Origin of the sequence: Pseudoalteromonas sp. XMcav2-N (genome assembly GCF_024124545.1) — a bacterium.
Classification (GTDB): domain Bacteria; phylum Pseudomonadota; class Gammaproteobacteria; order Enterobacterales; family Alteromonadaceae; genus Pseudoalteromonas.
The window spans coordinates 144,560-163,757 of record NZ_JAMXSF010000011.1; the positions used below are offsets into that span (position 1 = coordinate 144,560).

Consider the following 19,198-nt stretch of genomic DNA (forward strand, 5'->3'; position numbering starts at 1 on the left):
TTGGTGAGAAGCAAGAATGCACCTCACTTCAACAGACACGCACAGGGAATGCCTGCCCCCCTGTGTACCGTGCTGGCAGCTTTGCGGGCTAATGTCTAAAATAAAGTCCGGACACAGCTGACCAACGAACTCAAGAAGGTACACAAAAAACCATTTAAAGTCACGTTTTTTAACGTTCCATTAAACTAATAACTCAACTGAATTTATCTACTACATTTGTTCTAGGTATTTGAAAATAATAATTAAGCAATAATCTGGGCATGCTGTTTTGTTAACAAAAAAAGAGAAATTATCGGCCGACTAGAAAGTTTCTTTAACCTGTATTTTTATTTGTCTAAGCGAGGGAAACATGAGCAATAATATTGAGCCTTTTTTACATTATCTGAACCAGCTGCAAGCCATTATGCAACGTGAGGACATGACCGACGACTTACTGGCTCAGCGACTGTGCCCAGATATGTTCCCACTGCATCAACAGATATCCACGGCTGCAGCCTTATCACTGCGCTGCTGCTGTCCACTGTTCAATAAAGAAGTGATCAGCTTTAAGCGTCCGACGATCAGCGTGAGTAATCTAGTAGAGGAACTGAATGACACCATAGAGTATCTGACTAATTTGCGCAGCGATCCCTGGGAGTCAATGCCCGCCAGCATCACATTCGTGGCTGGGTTTGCGACGCATACACTAGAGCCTGACAAATATTTTCAATTCTACGCCTGGCCTAATTTTCTTTTCCATTTTTCAATGGCCTACGCAATCCTCCGCGCGGCGGGGTTGCCATTGAGCAAAGGAGATTTTGACGGCTTTCATCATTACCCACCGGGGTTTTCGTTCCCATCTTAAAGTTCTGGTGCAATCGGCCGATAACCGTTTAACTTTAAGTAACAAGGATAAGGTTATTTATGAAGTTTCACTTTCACAGCGACGCAGGCAAAACTGCGATTGCCGGGCACAACCGTATCGCTGAAAACTCGCAGGCACTTTCTGAACGTATACAGAGTCAGGCACGCTCAGCCAGCGCCCCGGATGATATCCCGCTTAACGACGCTCAATTCACGATACTGCAACCACAGCATGGGAACGACTTCGCCGCAGCATTTACCTATCCAAGGCCAAGTGCACAACTGCCGGACTATATCGGTTTCAAACGCTTTCATATTACCAGTCAGGAAATGACTAAGAATGAGCATGGCCAGCTGAGTACTCAATATGCCTATGGCGACCTGACTGATAAAGACGATATCAATGCCTTTTTAGCCCAGCTTGATCGCCTGCCGCCCGAGCAAAGAAATAAGCTCGAACATATCAAGCCCAGTAAATCGCTTTTATCCCTGGCTGAGCGTCTGGACGATGATGCGCTTTCCCAGCTTGCAGATATTTTGATAGACGCAGGTAATACCTCGATATTTGCGCAAGAGAAGCGAAACCACGTACCCGACGAGCTAGTTGAGGCCCTCTCAAGCCTGCCCGATGATATTCTTCACGATACCATGCAGACATTCGCCAGCCTGACTGAACAGGGTGACACCTATCAGACACCCACCTCGCCAGTGGGTGTGGATGAAAAAGGCCGTGAACGCATTCTGATGACCTCATCTGACCGGGATAAGTACTGGCAACATAAGCTGGCTCAGCCCCCGGAAGATCTGCAATTGTTACACAGCTATACAGACTTACTTATTAGTGGGAAATTTAAAGGGGACGACCTGAGCACCCTAAACACGCACTTGCAGGAAAGTACCTTCTCTCAGAGTCGTGGCATACTGGATATGGCAAACGCTATAAAACCTTTTGAGAAACACAGTATGCTGGCCATGCTGAACGAAGCAGACAAAGATAGTGAGCACAATGTTTTCGCTTATTTAAGTCAACAAGTTGACCTGTCTGCACACCGCCAATACTATCAAACGGAAAAGAATGATGTGGTTGTGCAACAGGACCTGCCCCCCGGCGAATCCGACCGTGGACGTCTTTACTCCGATATTCTCACCGCATACGACGAATATGGGCTGGGATGGATCAATGATGCACTGGAACATACAGCAGGCACACCACCGCAAATACAACAACAGCTCTGGGGACAGTTACTTGATGACGCAGAGCACTTTAACGAGCAGTTCGTGCGTTCCGATGCGTTGGAAAGTTGGGCCAGCCTTACAATCCCCCCTTTGTTACAGGCATTTCATGACAGGCAAATTGACGACATTCGCGATTACAATAGTGAACGAATACTACCCGATTACCTTGGAAACCTAACCTTTTTAGGTGGAATGAAGCATGCCACAGCTCAGCCCGGCTCCAGTCAGGTTGACGTTCAAGTAATGCCCGAAAACTAATCTGCGAGCCTGCCGGCAGATAACGCCGGCTCCCCCAGGCTTACTCTTCCCTCACGGTCTAATAGTTGCAGTCAAATCTGATTAGGATATGATACCGGCACTTTAGCTGCGCTCATCAAACTTATAATTCAAAGAGCACCTTATATGAACAAAGCATTTTTCACATTGGTACTGCTACTTTCGGCCCTGACTTCTCAGGCATGGGCTTCAACCTTTAAACTGGACAGGCACCGGGTGGTTCTTGACCAGGAAACTCGCCGCGGCGAGTTACGCATCTACAATACCTCAGACAGCCTGCAGAGTTACCGTGTGTCACTGATAGATATGAAAATGGATGCAACGGGCTCCCTGAAAATTGCCGATCAATATCAGTTCTCTGCCAAGCCTTACCTTCGTGTAGGTCCCAGGGTTGCCAAAGACGTATTACCCAAACAATTTCAAAAAATCCGCCTAATGAAAAAAGGCAAAATCCCTGACGGTGAGTTTCGTGCCCACCTGATGGTTGAAGCGCTCAGCACCAGTTCATCACAACCGCAAAATGGTGCCGTTACAGTACGAGCCAATTACAAAGTGATTATTCCTGTTTTTATCAAGAATACGTCATCCAGTACAGAACTGACTTTCGGTGCCGTGGCCTTCAGCAAAGACACCAAAAATATGCTCGTCAGCTTGCATAAACAGGGTCCGGGTCATACCAGCGCAAATTTGGTTGTGATGGAAGGCGAAGAGGAGCTTTTTCGTATCAACCAATTCAGCTTGTATCCCGAATTAAGCCAGCGTGATATGTCTCTTCCGCTTGAATATCAGTCCCTGATCGACAAAAAACTGACATTACGTCTGGAAGATGTTGAATCTAAAGAACTCCTGAAGGAGCAAACCGTCACTATTTCTGAGCAAATGCTGAAATAATGATAGCCAGTTTGTTGACCAGTTTTGCTCTGTTATCGACGACCGCCGAGGAAGTCGATACTTTGACATATCTGAAGCAACAACAGCAAAATCAAACCCTTTCCACCGGGATCAGCATCAATTTATTGACACCTCTAACCTTCCCACCTCTTAAACAGACCCCCGCAACCTGGGAAGGCGCCACCTGTAAGGCGAATGGGCGAAAAAATAATAAAACGGTTAAAAAGTCACTTTGCCCGGGTTTAAGAGGCTATAAAGCTGAATTCGAAATCACTGGCCAGCCCAGGAGTTACGTGGACATAGAAGTATATGGAAACGAAACAAAGCAGGGTTTAACCTTTACAGTACAAAACAAATCAGGAGGCTTTAATAAGCGCGTAAGAATAAAAAAATCAGGAGTTGGCACGTTTAGTGCAGGAGGTATTGTAACGCTCAGTAACGCCTATGAAACAGGCAGCGGGGAGTACGCTTTCAGCTACACAGTTACTGCGGTATACCAATAATAATTAAGGAAATAAACAATGCTAAAAAAAACCTCCAGCGCAATCGCACTATTAGCTATGAGTTTTGGTTCTGTGGCAGCAACTTATCAGGTTGATGTTAATCTGGTCGTGGAACGTGCACCAATCCAAATCGAGCAAACAACGCCAATGAGTTTCCCGGAACTACTGGTAAACGAAGCATCTAAAAATGGTGACGGCTGTTATGCGGTAGAAACGCCCTATTCTAACCCTACTGCTTCAGCGTTATGTAACGATCCTAATGTAGGTGGTAAGCAAGGTGTCTTCACCGTACGCGGTACACCTCGTGCGTATGTGAACTACTCATATTCTGCGCCGGATCAAACTCAGGACGGGCTGAGATTTGCTCTGACCCCCGTCAGTTCAGCAGTTCAGCTGAGTGCAGGTGGCGAGGCGTCAGTCTCACTGGCAGCAGTGGTTATGCTTGAAGACAAAGATATTGCCATCAACGCACCTGGTACCAAAACATTTACTTATGATTTTGTTGCGGCTTACCAGTAAGATCCCCATCATTTTCTAAAGGTCCGGCCCTGCCGGGCCTTTTGCATGCAGTATCTTTATCTCTTTTTCTTATTGTGCTTTTCCTCCTTGGTTTACACTCGGGAAGTAGGCGATGTCGCCGATTTTATCTTTGCTGATCTGTATATTGATAAGCAAATCTTTCCTGAGGGCACAGAACTCATTACCCCAGATTATGATCATTACTTTGTATCACAGGCCAATCTGAACACCTTGCTGGCCAGTGAATTAACCATCGATTTTGTCGGTAAAAAAGTGTCAGGTCAGTTGTGGGGGGAAACCGTGAACTTCTCCGTCGATGAGGAGAGCTTAGTCACTCTGGATGGTGAGCCCCATATAAGGACAGATCAGCTAAGCCAGCTCAACATAGCGTCAACCTTCAATGCCCGAACTCAGGTACTCATTGTTGACACACAACAACGACACCCTAAGTCCCTGGAAAAAAAGCGCGAAGAGCGCAAACTCATCCTGACGGCCATGAATAAAAAACGTGCCAACCAGGTGGTGTTAAAAGACCAGTACCAGTGGTACACAGCACCCTATGTCGATGTACAGCTGTCTGCTTCACAAAGTAAGCACAATACAAACTCAACCGCCTATGTGACAATAAATCAGGACTTAGCACATCACCAGGCGAACATTGTCCTGACCGAATCCAATCAGGATCAGCTCAACGGCAAATTACTGCTCACACGAGAACTTTCCGATAAGATTGAATACCAGGTTGGTGACTTGCAGGGAATTTCAGGTGTGTTACTTGATAGCAGTGGCGGCGGCCTGGGTATTCAATACGGGACACAGCACAGTGCAGCTGGCAAGCCGCTGATTATTGAAGGTCATGCAGAACCCGGCAGTGATGTCGAATTATACCGTAATGACGCATTATTTGATTTAGTACGTGTTAATGACAGTGGCCAGTATCGCTTTCGCCCGCTGCAGATTTATAACTCAGAGCATAGCTATCATCTGATGATCCAGCATCCCGACGGAAGGCGTGAACGTCGAGAGGTCATGACACAAGCTAAGTCAGGTTATAACGCCGGACAGTGGTATCCAACCATGACCGCCTATACAACAAAGGCCTCTGTACTGAGAAAAACACGCTTTAATCCCGAAGAGAAGTACATTAACCCGCAGTTTAACTATGTCCTGACCGATCAGGATGAGATCAATTTTGGCAAAGAGTGGCTGTACAACCTGCGACAAAAAAAGTCATTGTATTATCTCGGCTGGGAGCGTATTGGGCAGCCGGGTAAGGCAAAATGGCATGTCAAAGCAGGTAAAGACGAACACTGGTATTATGACTTTAAGTGGCTCAAGCCGCTTAGTGAAGTACACAACGTCAGCCTGTCCGCACAACAAGGAATTGGCCTCTTTGGCTCAGAAAAGATCAATACATTAAGCTATGAACTCAATCTCTCCGACTGGCAGGCCAGCTCCTCGTTTGGCCTCAGCCGGATAAACAAAGTACAGTTCAAATCTTTGGATACTTATCTCAGCTATCGTTCAGGGTCCGGGAGCCTCGCAGGCAGCTTCGGCCACATTGAAGGCGGCGACTCCAGGGAACAAAGCTATTCACTGATAGGCAGTTTGAGCGGTAACTGGGGAAGAGCCAGACTCAACTGGAATAAAACCCAGGGGCTGTTTGAGCTGAACACGCTCGCTTTAAGTTATGCCCATCAGTTTGCCGGGTACTACGGTACCTTGCAGCTGAGACGGTCACTGTCTGAGCGCCGTAATGTCTCATCGCTGACCCTGTCAAAAACCTTTGATAGTCTGGCTATCAGCGCCAATGCCGCCTATCACGAAGCCAGTGGCTGGCAATTTGGTCTGTCGTGCTCATTTTCATTCTATGGTCCCAGCCCATTGAACACCATGACCAGCCAGAGTGCCAGACACAACAGCGCACTGAAAATTCGTGCTTTTTATGACAGAAACAGCAACCAACGCTTTGACGCCTCCGAGCCCTATCTGCCTCATGTCACCATTATGCATAATGGCAATGAGGCCGACATGCTGGAACAGGGAGATGAAAAAACCTTGTTATATCTGCCAGGCAACCGCCCGGCAACCTTAGAGATAGAACACAACGAAATGGATGCACTCTACCTGCAACCTGAGTTTGGCCTGATTGAAGCCAACCTGCACCCTGGGGCAAACCAGACACTCGACATCCCCTTTCACCTGCAGTTTGAGGCCGAGGGTCTGATCATACTGACGAATAAAAATGGCGAAGAGGCCGATATCAGTGGCCGGATCCCGATTGCACTGACCCGCCTGACAAGTGGCGAAAAAACCGTGCTTTACACAGAGCCAGACGGTTTTTTCTTTTTTGATAAGCTCAAACAAGGGGCGTACCATCTGGAAATCTCTCCAGACTATATCGAGGATAAAGCACTTACCTGCGATCCTTGCCAGTTATCATTTACATTGAACGAACAGAGTGAGCAACTAGTGGTGCTGGATGACTTGAGGCTTATTCCGAATGACATTGCTGACGCAGTCCACTAGCGCTTTCGCCAACTAAACTGACGGCGATATGCGGTGGGCGTCATGCCCGTCTGAGTTTTAAAAAACTGATTGAAATACGCCGCACTACTAAACCCACACTGCTGTGCCACCACGCTAATAGGACGACGCTCTGTCGCCAGCAAATGCTGAGCTCGCTGACGTCGCTGTAACGCACAATACTGTGAAAACGAGCAGCCAAGCTCATTTTGAAACCAGCGTTTTAAGGTTGCTCTGCTGACATTAACATGGCTCGCACATTCAGCCAGGCTTGGTTGCTCAGCGACTCGGTTGGCGATAAATGCCTGCACACTGGCCAGACGCTCACTGTTACGCGAATAGCCAGATTGGAACCCGATTGCCGGGCTGGCCTGCAGTTCATCCAGTATCTCACACAACAAAGTTATCCGACGCAGCGGACTTGCAACGTGAAGCGCCAGACAAGATTCACGGACACGCTCTGCAGTCTCTCGATTAAACACCAGGCCACTTTCAATGCCATCCAGCCAATGCTGTATTGCTGCCAACTCAGGTATCCGGCCTCCCAGTAAAGCCTTTGGCCACAACACCACGACTACCAGTTCTGCTGTCTCATAGGGTACCTGGCAATCCCAGGTATGAGATACGCCCGGTGCGATCAGGGCCAGATCTATGTCAGCAAACTCATGGATCGCCTCGCCAATAAATCCACGACCTCGGGCACCCAGTGTGAGGATCAACTCGAAGCAGTCATGCTGATGCCACTCAAACAAGACACCCTGCTCAGCAATATGTTTCACCCGTACGGACTGATTCAGTGCAAATCGCACCGGGGCAGGTTTACCAGTATTCAATGTCAAATTTAAGCCGATATTTAAGTATTTTGAGCCAATAACTAAAATACTAAGTTGTCAGTTTGGCAAAGTAAACACTCGATTTTGTACCCGGAAGTAACTATGAATTTTGTTTTTGATTTGGATGGCACCACCGTATTCCATGCCCAGCGCATGCAAGACGACATTAAACATGCCCTGCTAGCGCTGGAGCGCAGTGGTAGCAATCTGTATTTTGCCACGGCCCGGCCACTCAGAGATACCTTGCCGGTGTTGCCTGAATGCTTCTGGCATCACCCCATCATTGGTTGTAATGGCGCCATGTTCAGTCAGAACAAAGCCGTGATCAACGCCCATAGCTTCGACCCCGCTCAGGTGCAAATCCTGCTCTGCTGGCTGGATAATCACGAGATAGCGTACTTATTTGACGGCCTCTGGCAGTATGCCATCTCCGATAAGCCTCACCATTTTCATCAACATGTGGCCGAACTTGGCATCCCACCGGGCAGCAATCAGACACTAAGACAAGAGCCCATCGTGAAATTGCTGGTGTTAGAGGATGAGCATCATGATCAGGTTAAGCAAGTGTGTGAACAGACACTAAACAACTTTGAAATCTATCATCACAATGGCCATCATTGCTTTGATCTGGTGCCCGCACACAGCAACAAGCTCACGGCACTGCTGGAGCTTGGCCTGAATATGCAGCAAACCGTGTGTTTTGGTAACGATGTCAATGACATTGCAATGCTCGAAGCAGCCCGGCAGGCCTATGTTGTCGGCGAACAAATAGCGCCAAATTGTGATTTCATCCGCCTGACAGAAGACAGTGTGGCTGATACACTGCGCCAGCTGGCAGACGAATTTAGAGAATAAGAATGAACAAAGAACCTTATACTTCGCCCATCACGGAATACACAGATGAAGACGATAGGCAGCAAGGTTTAGCCAATACACTGGGAATTGGTTTGCTGATGATTATACTGAGCCTGTTTCTGTTGGACCTGCCCGATAAAACATCATTAAGAGAGGTGTCAGGTCAGTTGGGAGAACCCTATTTGTCCAGTACCGCCTGTGGTAAAGCTAAGTGCTATTTCATCAAGATAAACACCGGCAGTACCCAAATGGTGTTGCACAAAAAAACCAATGCGCCTCTAAAGCCGGGCGACAATGTGCAATTACTGGTCAAGTATCGCGCTGATATTTCGGCATATACCGTGTATGAAGTAAGCAGAGGTGAGGTTACACTCAAAAGCTATTCGCGGTTTGTTTTGGAAAACAATCTCTGGAGATTATTCCTGTTTATTGCTGGCCTGGGTTTGTGCGCAATCGCGTTTGCACTTCGCAAAAAGCCTGATTACTGACTGCCGGCCTGTGTAAAGCCATATCAGGTTATACTGCAATAACCTTCCCCCCCAGCCGCGATTTAATGCTAAAATCGCGGCAATTGAATCTAATGAGCACCCCTTATGCTGTCTTGTAACAACATCACCATGCAGTTTGGCGCCAAGCCGCTGTTTGAAAATATCTCGGTCAAATTTGGCGACGGTAATCGCTACGGTCTGATCGGCGCCAATGGCTGTGGTAAATCGACCTTTATGAAGATCCTCAGCAAAGAACTGGAGGCCAGCGCAGGCAACGTCTCTTATGATCCGAATGAGCGCATTGCTAAGCTAAATCAGGATCAGTTTGCCTACGAGGAATTCTCGGTGGTCGATACGGTGATCATGGGTCACAAAGAGCTATGGGAAGTGAAACAGGAGCGTGACCGCATTTATGCTTTGCCGGAAATGAGTGAAGAAGACGGCATGAAAGTGGCCGATCTTGAAACTCAATTCGCAGAGATGGATGGGTATGCCGCCGAAGCCAAAGCCGGTGAGCTGCTGCTGGGCGTGGGCATCCCAACAGAGCAACACTACGGACCTATGTCAGAAGTGGCACCTGGCTGGAAACTGCGGGTGTTGCTGGCACAGGTACTGTTTGCCGAGCCAGATATCATGCTGCTCGACGAACCGACCAACAACCTGGACATTTATACCATCAAGTGGTTGGAAGACGTACTCAATCAACGTGACTGCACCATGATCATCATCTCGCACGATCGTCACTTTTTGAACTCGGTGTGTACCCACATGGCCGATATCGACTATGGTGAGCTGCGTATTTATCCGGGCAACTATGACGAATACATGCTGGCAGCCACTCAGGCGCGGGAGCGTCTGCTTGCTGACAACGCCAAGAAGAAAGCCCAGATCACTGAACTTCAGCAATTTGTTTCTCGCTTCTCAGCGAATGCTTCTAAAGCGAAGCAAGCCACTTCACGTGCCAAACAGATTGATAAGATCCAGCTAGAAGAAGTTAAGGCTTCAAGCCGTCAAAATCCGTTTATTCGCTTCGAGCAGTCCAAACAATTGTTCCGCAATGCGCTGGAGCTGGAAACCCTGTCTCAAGGCTATGAAGACGTGCTGTTCAGTGGCCTCAATGGCTTGGTTGAAGTAGGTGAAAAAGTCGCCATCATTGGTGAAAACGGCGTAGGTAAAACGACTCTGCTTAACACCCTGGCTGGGCGTATGGCGCCTAAGTCGGGCGCGTTTAAGTGGTCTGAGAACGCCAACATTGGTTACTATGCCCAGGATCACGCGGACGAATTCGAAAAAGACCTGGACCTGTTCCAGTGGATGGAACAATGGCAGCAGGAAGGTGACGACGAGCAGGTCGTACGGGGTTTCCTGGGTCGTATGCTGTTCTCACAAAACGACATTAAAAAGTCAGTTAAGGTGATTTCCGGGGGTGAGCAAGGTCGCATGCTGTTTGGTAAGCTGATGATGCACAAGCCTAACATTCTGTTGATGGATGAACCGACCAACCACATGGACATGGAATCCATTGAATCATTGAATATGGCACTGGAACAGTACGAAGGCACCTTGTTCTTCGTGTCACACGACCGCCAGTTCGTATCGTCTTTGGCCACCCGTATCTGGGAAATCAAAGACGGTCAGATCATTGACTTCCAGGGGACTTATGACGAGTACCTGGCAAAACAGGCTGCTGAACAGTAAGCCTGTTTATCTGGCCGTACCCTGCGGCCAGAATTTCTTCCAAAGTGTTTCATTTGCCTTCCCTGCATTTTCACGCTGACTTAAATTTCGCAGCGCCTCAAAAAATTAAATAAACAATTATATCAATACGTTAGTTAGCCATTTCTATTTAACCCAATCTAAAATATTTCTATTTTTCTCACTTTGTAAAAAATCGCTAGGATTTCACCCTTGCTGGTTAGGCATGGTGAAAGCGTCTTTTTTACAGGAAAAATAATCATGAAAATCACACTCCCCTGTTCAACACTGATATTGCTGACAATCTGTTCACCGACACTAGCCGGGAATTCTCCCTCCCCCATTGAACCCATTATGGTCACACTTCCGGCTGGCAGTTTCGCAATGGGCAGCTCTGACAATGAAAACAGCCAGCCCGTTCATTCGGTCACACTGCCCGAGTTCAGTCTGGGCAAATATGAAGTGACGGTCAGAGAGTACCGACGCTTCGTCGAAGCCACCGGTTTTGTGGCGCCCCAGGAATGCTATCACCAGCTTGATGGATGGTTTATTGGCAACACACCGGGCAGCTGGGATAACAACAGCCTGACGGACAACGATTTCCAGCCTGCTATCTGCGTAAGCTGGACTGGCGCTAAAGCTTATGTAGACTGGCTGGCAAAAACGACGGGGAAGCCCTATCGACTCCCCAGTGAAGCCGAATGGGAGTATGCAGCACATGGGGGGACAACAAGCGGCTTTTACTTTGGCGATGATCCCAAGCATCCTTCAGTGTGTCAGTATGAGAATACAGCAGATCTCAGTGGTGAAAACGAGTTACAACGCACTACCAACAGTACTTATGTGAACTTTGTTGACGGGTTTGCCGATTGCGTTGATCACGCGACCTATGCCAGTGTCGTCGGCATGTACCAGCCAAATCCCTACGGCTTGCACGATATGCTCAGCAATGTCGCTGAAATACTGGGTGATTGCTACCAGGACAATTATCAGCAAGCCAGCGAAAATGGCCGCGCCTTTCAATCAGGTCAATGCGAACGCCGCTCGGTAAGAGGCAGTAGCTGGCACTGGAATATCTGGCCGGTTACCCGTCGTGGAAGCATGCCCGAAGACTTTGCTGGTGCCGCCGAAGGGTTTCGTGTCGCACTGGACGGTCCTGCGCCGAAGCAAAGCAAAGCCTCCCGTCGATTCCAGCAGCAGCTCATCATGGTACAAAAACAGGAGCAGCGACGCCGGGATCAGCAGTTTGCCTACCCTCAGCCGGTGACGAACTTAACCCTGTCACAGAACAATGGGTACGCCACACTGAGCTGGGACCGCAGTACACAAAAGGATATCTCAGGTTATCGAATCTATCGCAATCACAGCGCAGGCTCGATGTTTGAACTGATTGCCGACAATGTCATTGATACTCAGTTTACCGATGCCAATGCCTCTCCCAATGTATACGAATATACGGTAGTTGCAGTGCGTCGCAACCTGCAAAGTAATTACAGCAACCTGGTCAAAACCAGCGGCAAAGCGCTGTCGGTGCCAGGTCGCATCGAGGCAGAGTATGCTTACGCCGTGACTGGTGCTAATACCGCCCGCACTTCAGACACAGATGGACGCTTAAATCTGACCGGTGGCGATGGCATTGCTGAGGATGCTCAGCTTGATTATCAGATCAACGTTAGCAAAAGTGGCTACTATCGTCTTAGTTATCGTATCGCCGGACCCCGCAACGGCAAAGGGTTTACCGTTAAAATCGATGGTAAACCAATCTCTGCGCACACGGTCCGTGGTACAGGCGGATACAATGACTGGCAAACACAACAAGGAGAACGTATTTATCTGGCTGCGGGTAAACATACACTAAAACTCCACTCTCACGACACCAACTGGAAGCTCAACTGGCTAGCACTACATCAAGAATAACGATGAATTTGGGGAAACTCGCTTTCCCCACCTTGCCTAATTCGCATAAAACTGACTATTTTTATTAAGAATTGCGGATTTGACTGTCACTCAGATAGTCCACAATACGGAATGTATCGCCACATGTTCAAAAAGACCCTATGTTCGCTTTTACTAACCTGCTGCGCCGCCTCTGTCCATGCGCGTTCGTTATGTGACAGCCCTCAGTATCATGCCTTTGATTTCTGGGTAGGGGAATGGCGGGTCATGTCCAAGGGGCAATTTGCAGGCAACAGCAAAATCACTAAGATACTTAATGGGTGTGTGATTTTAGAAGAATATCAGGCTGTTTCCGGCTATCAGGGTAAAAGTCTGAATATCTTCGACAAGCAACAACAACAGTGGCACCAGAGCTGGACTGACAACGCGGGGTTACTGCTGCAGCTCAATGGCAACAGGGACAATAACGGCATGGTATTGCAAGGTCCCGGGCAGGACAGTGAGGGAAAGCCCGTTTTACATCGCATTACCTGGCAACCAAAAAAGAACGATACGGTTCACCAGCACTGGCAGTCTTCCAGTAATAACGGCAAGTCCTGGCAAACCCTGTTTTATGGTATTTATCATAAGATCCAATAAGCGTTATAAACTCTGCTTAACAGCTCATCATAACAATTGTGCTCATTAGCTGCTCTGTACGAAGCGCACCGATAAGTCTGTGCGCTTCGCGTTTACCCGTTACTGTGGAGGTATCGCAGGCCAGTAACCCAATACAAAGTTGTCCATTTCACCTTTAATACTGACGTTACCATAAGCACGCACTCTAACCAGAATCCGGTACAATGCTTTTGTGGAGTCAACCGGGAATACATCATGCAACGCGAAGCTGCCAACGCCCAGAATACGCTCTTCACAGTTGCTGTCTTTACTACCTCCCATGTAATAGACATCTGTACAGACTCTGACAGGGGTGTCTTTCTCAGCTTCTTGCAGCTGCACAGCAAGCTGAGTATAGACTTTGTCTGCATAATACTGATTGCCCCAACCAAAGTAATGAGTAAAACCCGCCTGACGCCAGGGGCTCATCTCAAAACCCAGGCTTTGCTCACCGCTGATCACCTGTTGACTCTGATTAACCAGGGTGACGTCTTGTGGTGTACTGGTTTCAAAGCCGCCCGCGTCGGCTTCGAAACCAGACGTCGCAATGGTCACCAGGCCATCTGATAAGCTGGTCCCAGAATGCAGTCTGAGACTATTTAATAATACCACTCCATCAGACTCAATACGCAGTTCGGTAGATGTAATATCGGTTGTCAGACCGTCCTTTCCTAAATCAACGATAACGGGTACCAAGGCAGTACTATTCGGCGCAATATAATAACTGGGCGCAAACGCAGCGCTGTGCTCGCCACCGCGGAACTGCTTTTGATAGCTGGCACTGGCATATAGCTGTGCACTCACTGGCTGGGACCCTGGGTTAGTAATACTCGCCTGATAAATAACATACTCAGGGTAAGTGTGAGAAAATTCTGGTTCTGGTAACACGAAGCGCGTTTTGTAGCTGCCATTGCTGGTTTGGGCCAAACGCAAACTTGCAGTGCCATTCATCTGCTCTAAAATCGGTGCATTGCTAAAATAGGTAGAGATCTGTTCATCCGTCCAGGCCGAAAACTCTCGCCCTTCTCTGAATAACTCCACTGCTGCATTTTGCTGATGGGTTCCCTCAAACAATTTGAGTTCCAGGTTATCCAGATACACAGTTTCACCCGGTGCTGCATAGCTTTCGAGGAACCAGGTAACTTTAAACACAGACTTCCCTTCGGGCACAGTCATATGACAATCGTGTGAATAGACGCTGTCTTTGTAGGTCGGAATATCATCGTTACGTGACACATATGACTGGTAAGTATTGCCATCTGCATATTCAATCTCAAATACGCACTGTGCCAGTGCATACGGCGTTTTCTGAGCTTCATCTGTAAATGGCGTGCTGAGATCAAAAGAAACGCTGAGTGTACTGGTCTGTGAAAAAGTACGCATCAACAGCATTTCTGTACCTACGCGATAATGGCCCTCGCTGGTCATTGCCAGGCTTTGTTGCCCACTGATCGGATTCAACGCTGAGGTTTCAAACTGGCTCAATGTGCCATCGGCTACAAATAGCCCGACATAACCGTTATCAAAGTTCTGACTGACAACTTTTGTTGGCGTATCAGCGGCCTGTACACCCATGGCTGACGCCACCAAACTTAATAACGGTAATATATGCTTTTTCATTGTTTTCATTTCCTTTTTTATATCCCACAGGCTGTATCGGCATGATTAAGCAAAGGTTGAGTAAATACTCAACTTTTATTCCTACATAACAATCAGAACAAAAAATTTATTCTAAATCCATTTTTTGTTCACATTCAGAAAACACAATATTAACCAAACATTTCGATTTTAAAATAGGATGGATACAAAGGTTCAGCGACAAGATACAGGCCAATGTAATGTGGCGTAACACAAAAAACGTGAAATAAAAGATAATTTAATGTTAACATTGATATAAATATTTTACCTCACTACCACAACTAGATGCTTACAACACATCCATTGTGGCGATATGGGTGAGATATGCGCACTTACCTGCCTTTGCATGGTAAGCCGTACACTTATTCAGACGACACACTAAGGGATTAACATGGATCTCAACTTTACCGAAGAAGTAATGTATACCCTGCCCTTCTATTTGGGGCCGCTATTTATTCTGGCAACCATCAACTTTTTGCGTAAGCAAAAAAACTATCGCCTTAACGATACACTCACAAATGCCACCATTGCGCTTGGCAATCTGGGTTTATCATTTATTTTTCTGCTCGCTGTCGTGGCACTTTATACCCTGGTTTATAATGAGTATCGCCTGTTTAACCTGGATCAGAGCAACCCCCTGATCTACGTATTGGCATTCTTTGTCTATGACTTTTTATACTACTGGAATCATCGCTTTCACCACATGATAGGGCTGTTTTGGGCCGATCACCTGGTGCATCATACCGCGGAAAACTTTAATTTTGGCGTGTCCATTCGGATCAGCTATTTCACTGAGCTGACCATGTGGATGACTTTTATCCCGATGGCGTTTATGGGTATTTCGCTGGAAGTATTCCTGGCTGCCAGCTATACGCAAATCATCTGGGCATTTTGCATTCATACCAAGTATCTGAAAAAGACGCCCCGCGCCGATAAAATCTTCAATACGCCTTCGCTGCACCGTGTCCACCATGCTCGCAATCGCGCCTATATAGACAAAAACTATGGCGGTATTTTGATCATCTGGGACCGCTTGTTTGGCACGTACCAACGAGAGCTGGACGACGATCCAGTGGTATATGGCGTGCGCGAGTCATATCCCAGTTTTAGTCCTCTGGTGATCAACTCCTATTATTTAAAAACCATCTGGCAAAAGATCAAATGTTCCAGCTCAGTCTTTGAAGTGTTCTGCTCTATTTTTGCACCACCAGCCTGGCTACCTAAAAAGGCCAATAAAGCCGACTTTTACTCACTCAGCGCCAAAGTACGCTCTAAAGATTTTAAACCCAAAGACCCGTATATTTGCAAACGCACTAAATGGACTGCATTTGTACGCTTTAGCAGCATAGTGGTGTTGTTTACCTACCTGATGAGTTACTTTGGAGATCTGCCAACCTTACCTTTGGTGAGTATGTCTCTGTTGTTTTTCTGGCTGTGTCATTTCAACGGTCTGGTCTTTGACGGCGCCAAGCTGGGCCTGCATATGGAAGCGGTCACTCAGCTGCTGTACGGGTTAATTTTGTATTGGGCTATCGATACTAATCAAGCAGACTGGATAACTTTGGGCACCGCCACGCTGGCACTGCTCTCTTTGTGCAACTACATGCTCTACCGCACCCGTCCAGTGCAACCTGTTGAACTGACTGCTGAGCCCCAGTAGCAACCAACATCTAATTCTAAGTTAATTTGATTGAAGGAAAAAACATGGAAACAGTAAATCAGACCCCGGACAGTCAAAACGCCGGAGGTGGGGTCAACCGCGAACACGGCCGCACGCTGGCGCAAAGATGGACTTTTGTCGGTCTGCACTTTGGCCTGGTCCTTTTCTGTGCCTGGCTGGCAATGGCCGATGGCTGGACTCACATTGGTCAACTATTCTCTCAACAGTGGGTATTGGTTGATCAGGACAGAGCCCTGATCATGCTTGGCTGTGTATTTGTCTACTGGATACGCCATGCCATTACTGTGCTATATCTGTTACAGCGCAGAATTGACTGGGGCGAAGCCCTGGGTCTGCTGTGTTTTATGGCCCTGTTTGAAATCGGTCTGTTACTGGTGGGCGGCGGCGCATTCAGAAGTGAGGTTATCCCGTTCGGTACACTGGATATCGTTGCGCTGGTTTTGCTGGCGGTTGGCTCTTACCTCAATAGTGGCTCAGAGATCCAGCGAAAATGGTGGAAACAGGACCCGGCCAACAAAGGTCAGTGCTACACCGAAGGACTGTTTAAACATTCAATGCACATTAACTACTTCGGTGATGTGGTGCTGTTCACGGGCTGGTGTTTGCTGAGCTACAACTACTGGACGCTGCTGCTGCCTTTCTTTATGGCTTATTCTTTCATCAGCTTCCATATCCCGGCACTTGATAGCTACCTATCAGAGCGATATGGCGAGAAGTTTGACAGGTACGCGGCAAAAACCAAAAAACTGATCCCTTTCGTTTACTAACCTCTTAATCAGCCAGACTCAGGGCCCTGATAGCCGCTGAGTCTGGCACGTCATTCAACACCCACTGAATTCAGATTGAGTGCCAGTAACTGTGCTTCATGTTGAGTTCGCCAGTCTGGTGTCGCGTGCTCGCTGATATAGTGCGCATAGAAATCGCTATTTACACCCGATTCTACCGGCATCTGGCACAGCAACAAGGCCACATCGAGACCAATCCGACGATCTCCCGATAACTGCGCCAGCTCAAAGGCACGCAGCGCAAGGGGCAGAAGCTCGGCCTGAGTTTGCGCAGCCGCAGCGTACATCACCGCCAGGTAGGCATTTTCTGCATTGTCCTGGCTCACACTGTCAATCAGAGATTTGGCCTCGTCATAGCGTCCTTCACTCAGATAGTAACGAACCAACGATTTACGACTGGACTGAGCCACCCAATGGTTCGGCGTTAACGCAGTATATTCCAGTACTCGCCGATAGTGAGGCTCTTTGTCGGCCGGCTTGTTTGCAAAAATAGCATAGTGGAAAGGCACTTTAGCAAAGTGGTAAATCGGCAATGCATAGTGCCGCATTTTCTCCTCCGCCTGCCGCAGGTAAAGATATTTGTCATTATCCTGCTGGTTTTTACTCGCCATAATCGACAAATAAGTCAGTGCATCCAGCTCTCTGGCAATGTCCTGCGACTGCTGTGCCAACTGTGCCGAGTGCAGCAAACTGGCTTTGACCTGCTCATAATCCCGCTGTAAATGATGTAGCCAGGAACGACTGTGCCAGACATCAGCCTGTGCCCTTAAGTCCTGGCTTATTGCCAGTGCATCCAGTGCAGCGTCTAACCTCACCAGGCTTAGATCGACCAGGTTTTTACGCGACAAAATTTCGCCCTGATAGGCCAGTGCACGGCCCAGCTGCTGTGAATTAGTTTGCGCTTTGGCCAGTACAGCCAGTTTCTCAGCCATTGCCATCGCTTTTTCCAGCTCCCGCACATCGAGATAAGCATTCACCAAGGCGCCCAACAGGATCAGATCTTGTGGTGCCCCCTGATGAGCCTGAGTCAGCATAGCCAGCTTCAGGTCTGGCGAATGAGGGTTTTGCAGTAAAGACCGGACCACAGGCTGGGTGAGATGATGATAGAGCTGCTGCTGAACCGCTTCAGGTGTTTCACCATGTAATACACCCTGCCATTGCCCCGCAGGGCCTTTTAGCCAAAAAGTCAGATACCAAAGAGCATCAACATAGCGCACGCTGGCAGTGAGGATAAACGGATGCTGCGCCGCAACCTCGGGATAAACCAGTTCCTGTGATGTTCTGAAGTGCGCAGCAGAAAGCGTGGAAAGAGCAGTAAAGTCCAGCCGGGCTGTATCTCGTAATTGCCACTTTTCAAGCTCGGCGCCTTCAAAAGGCAGGTAAGTCAGCGTAAAGGATGCTTGCTCTGGCTCGTCGCTTTGGCTGATAAAAACCACAGCAACCAAGACCAATAAACAGCACAATGATATACCTAGCCACTTGATCTCTGAGCGATGCATCCAAGTAGCCGCTGCAACGGATGTAGCGACCGGTTTTCCCTGAACATCACTAAGCTCTGATTTTGGACCTGTTACCGGATCATTTACCGGACGCTGCCACTGATAACCTCGCTTTGCATAGGTTTTGATAGCATCGTTGCCGAATAAGGCCCGTAAATGGCTGATATTTTGGAATACAGCCTGATCAGAGACTACTTTCCCCTGCCAAACCTCATTCAGTATCTCTTCTTTGCTGAGCACGCGATGCGTATTTTCCAGCAACAAAGCCAGTAATTTCGCTTCATTGTGACGAATTGCCAGCGCTTCACCTGCGCGATGCAAAATCAAATCAGTGCTGTCGAACTCAAAGTTATCAAACTGGTAACGCATAGTGCCAT

16 protein-coding genes are annotated in these 19,198 nt (G+C 47.9%); 13 read left to right on the forward strand and 3 right to left on the reverse strand.

Features of this window, described 5'->3' with window-relative positions; translation table 11 throughout:
- The first annotated feature begins 349 nt into the window (after window positions 1–349).
- The 6 genes from NH568_RS15265 to NH568_RS15290 all read left to right on the forward strand — a co-directional run bounded on the left by NH568_RS15265 (window position 350) and on the right by NH568_RS15290 (window position 6,797).
- Window positions 350–844, forward strand: a complete 495-nt coding sequence (locus NH568_RS15265; RefSeq protein ID WP_253048559.1) for a DUF1993 family protein — start codon at window positions 350–352, stop codon at window positions 842–844.
- 59 nt (window positions 845–903) lie between these two features.
- Entirely contained in the window at window positions 904–2,337 is a 1,434-nt protein-coding gene (locus tag NH568_RS15270) for a hypothetical protein (RefSeq protein ID WP_253048560.1), read from the forward strand.
- 144 nt (window positions 2,338–2,481) lie between these two features.
- Entirely contained in the window at window positions 2,482–3,246 is a 765-nt protein-coding gene (locus NH568_RS15275) for a hypothetical protein (protein WP_253048562.1), read from the forward strand.
- 62 nt (window positions 3,247–3,308) lie between these two features.
- Window positions 3,309–3,749, forward strand: a complete 441-nt coding sequence (locus tag NH568_RS15280) for a DUF4402 domain-containing protein (RefSeq protein ID WP_253048565.1) — start codon at window positions 3,309–3,311, stop codon at window positions 3,747–3,749.
- 18 nt (window positions 3,750–3,767) lie between these two features.
- Entirely contained in the window at window positions 3,768–4,268 is a 501-nt protein-coding gene (locus tag NH568_RS15285; RefSeq protein ID WP_253048567.1) for a hypothetical protein, read from the forward strand.
- A gap of 45 nt (window positions 4,269–4,313) precedes the next feature.
- The gene (locus NH568_RS15290; RefSeq protein ID WP_253048569.1) at window positions 4,314–6,797 is read left to right on the forward strand and encodes a hypothetical protein; all 2,484 of its coding nucleotides are present in this window, start codon (window positions 4,314–4,316) and stop codon (window positions 6,795–6,797) included.
- Here NH568_RS15290 and NH568_RS15295 read toward each other — a convergent pair.
- Entirely contained in the window at window positions 6,794–7,633 is an 840-nt protein-coding gene (locus NH568_RS15295; protein ID WP_253048571.1) for a helix-turn-helix domain-containing protein, read from the reverse strand. The two genes, NH568_RS15290 and NH568_RS15295, sit on opposite strands and share 4 nt — an antisense overlap.
- A 96-nt stretch (window positions 7,634–7,729) precedes the next feature.
- On the opposite strand from NH568_RS15295, the gene NH568_RS15300 reads away from it, so the two are divergent.
- From NH568_RS15300 to NH568_RS15320, 5 genes are all read left to right on the forward strand, one after another.
- Complete coding sequence (locus tag NH568_RS15300; RefSeq protein WP_253048573.1) at window positions 7,730–8,482, forward strand: HAD-IIB family hydrolase; 753 nt, start codon at window positions 7,730–7,732, stop codon at window positions 8,480–8,482.
- 2 nt (window positions 8,483–8,484) lie between these two features.
- Window positions 8,485–8,970 (forward strand): hypothetical protein, encoded by a 486-nt coding sequence (locus tag NH568_RS15305; protein WP_253048575.1) that lies wholly within the window; start codon window positions 8,485–8,487, stop codon window positions 8,968–8,970.
- A 105-nt stretch (window positions 8,971–9,075) separates the two neighbouring features.
- Window positions 9,076–10,668, forward strand: coding sequence for an ABC-F family ATPase (locus tag NH568_RS15310; RefSeq protein WP_054015528.1), 1,593 nt, complete (start codon window positions 9,076–9,078; stop codon window positions 10,666–10,668).
- 258 nt (window positions 10,669–10,926) lie between these two features.
- A complete protein-coding gene (locus NH568_RS15315) occupies window positions 10,927–12,582 on the forward strand; it encodes an SUMF1/EgtB/PvdO family nonheme iron enzyme (protein WP_253048577.1) in 1,656 nt (551 codons plus the stop codon).
- A 123-nt stretch (window positions 12,583–12,705) separates the two neighbouring features.
- Window positions 12,706–13,200, forward strand: a complete 495-nt coding sequence (locus NH568_RS15320; RefSeq protein ID WP_253048579.1) for a hypothetical protein — start codon at window positions 12,706–12,708, stop codon at window positions 13,198–13,200.
- Between the two features lie 99 nt (window positions 13,201–13,299).
- Here the strand turns inward: NH568_RS15320 and NH568_RS15325 are convergent, their stop codons facing one another.
- A complete protein-coding gene (locus tag NH568_RS15325) occupies window positions 13,300–14,838 on the reverse strand; it encodes a hypothetical protein (protein ID WP_253048580.1) in 1,539 nt (512 codons plus the stop codon).
- A gap of 409 nt (window positions 14,839–15,247) precedes the next feature.
- Here NH568_RS15325 and NH568_RS15330 point away from each other — a divergent pair, with 409 nt between their 5' ends.
- The gene (locus NH568_RS15330; RefSeq protein ID WP_253048581.1) at window positions 15,248–16,516 is read left to right on the forward strand and encodes a sterol desaturase family protein; all 1,269 of its coding nucleotides are present in this window, start codon (window positions 15,248–15,250) and stop codon (window positions 16,514–16,516) included.
- Window positions 16,517–16,560: 44 nt separating this feature from the next.
- Window positions 16,561–17,304, forward strand: a complete 744-nt coding sequence (locus NH568_RS15335) for a DUF1295 domain-containing protein (RefSeq protein WP_253048583.1) — start codon at window positions 16,561–16,563, stop codon at window positions 17,302–17,304.
- A 50-nt stretch (window positions 17,305–17,354) separates the two neighbouring features.
- Here the strand turns inward: NH568_RS15335 and NH568_RS15340 are convergent, their stop codons facing one another.
- On the reverse strand, window positions 17,355–19,190 hold the full coding sequence (locus tag NH568_RS15340; RefSeq protein ID WP_253048586.1) for a winged helix-turn-helix domain-containing protein: 1,836 nt from the start codon (window positions 19,188–19,190) through the stop codon (window positions 17,355–17,357).
- Window positions 19,191–19,198: the final 8 nt, after the last annotated feature.

Excerpts from the sequence above, each read along its gene's own strand:
- NH568_RS15335 (WP_253048583.1), top strand. The coding sequence starts at position 16,561 with ATGGAAACAGTAAATCAGACCCCGGACAGTCAAAACGCCGGAGGTGGG.
- NH568_RS15315 (WP_253048577.1), top strand. The coding sequence starts at position 10,927 with ATGAAAATCACACTCCCCTGTTCAACACTGATATTGCTGACAATCTGT.
- NH568_RS15270 (WP_253048560.1), top strand. The coding sequence starts at position 904 with ATGAAGTTTCACTTTCACAGCGACGCAGGCAAAACTGCGATTGCCGGG.
- NH568_RS15320 (WP_253048579.1), top strand. The coding sequence starts at position 12,706 with ATGTTCAAAAAGACCCTATGTTCGCTTTTACTAACCTGCTGCGCCGCC.
- NH568_RS15265 (WP_253048559.1), top strand. The coding sequence starts at position 350 with ATGAGCAATAATATTGAGCCTTTTTTACATTATCTGAACCAGCTGCAA.
- NH568_RS15290 (WP_253048569.1), top strand. The coding sequence starts at position 4,314 with ATGCAGTATCTTTATCTCTTTTTCTTATTGTGCTTTTCCTCCTTGGTT.
- NH568_RS15310 (WP_054015528.1), top strand. The coding sequence starts at position 9,076 with ATGCTGTCTTGTAACAACATCACCATGCAGTTTGGCGCCAAGCCGCTG.
- NH568_RS15305 (WP_253048575.1), top strand. The coding sequence starts at position 8,485 with ATGAACAAAGAACCTTATACTTCGCCCATCACGGAATACACAGATGAA.
- NH568_RS15330 (WP_253048581.1), top strand. The coding sequence starts at position 15,248 with ATGGATCTCAACTTTACCGAAGAAGTAATGTATACCCTGCCCTTCTAT.
- NH568_RS15285 (WP_253048567.1), top strand. The coding sequence starts at position 3,768 with ATGCTAAAAAAAACCTCCAGCGCAATCGCACTATTAGCTATGAGTTTT.
- NH568_RS15300 (WP_253048573.1), top strand. The coding sequence starts at position 7,730 with ATGAATTTTGTTTTTGATTTGGATGGCACCACCGTATTCCATGCCCAG.
- NH568_RS15340 (WP_253048586.1), bottom strand. The coding sequence starts at position 19,190 with ATGCGTTACCAGTTTGATAACTTTGAGTTCGACAGCACTGATTTGATT.
- NH568_RS15275 (WP_253048562.1), top strand. The coding sequence starts at position 2,482 with ATGAACAAAGCATTTTTCACATTGGTACTGCTACTTTCGGCCCTGACT.
- NH568_RS15325 (WP_253048580.1), bottom strand. The coding sequence starts at position 14,838 with ATGAAAAAGCATATATTACCGTTATTAAGTTTGGTGGCGTCAGCCATG.